This window comes from Pseudomonas sp. PME37.24/025 (assembly GCF_055556615.1).
Genome location: NZ_JBVHNK010000086.1, coordinates 1 through 295, shown reverse-complemented (window position 1 = coordinate 295; position 295 = coordinate 1). Strand labels below are relative to the sequence as shown.

The window sequence follows — 295 nt, the reverse complement described above, 5'->3', positions numbered from 1 at the left end:
GAGACCCCCGAGTACGACGAGGCGACTCTCCGTGCCGAGTCGGGCCTCCTCGACGGCGTCTCGCCGATCGGGCGCGACAGCATCCTCAGCCGCATCTGGAACAAGCCCTCCGTCACCATCACCGGATGGGATGCCACCCCCACCGAGGCGGCATCCAACACTCTGGCCCCCGAGACGCGGGTGGTCATCAGCGCGCGCGTCGCGCCCGGGCAGTCGGCGCACGAGGCGTTCGCCGCGATCGAGGCACACCTCCGCGCCCACGCTCCCTTCGGCGCGCAGCTGTAGTTCAGCGACA

General features: G+C 70.8%; 1 protein-coding gene. It reads left to right on the top strand.

Annotation, left to right across the window (positions count from 1 at the left end; all coding sequences use genetic code 11):
* A partial coding sequence (locus tag ACZ3HH_RS29615) for a peptidase dimerization domain-containing protein (RefSeq protein WP_465810090.1) occupies nt 1-285 on the top strand: 285 nt, incomplete at its 5' end.
* Nucleotides 286-295: the final 10 nt, after the last annotated feature.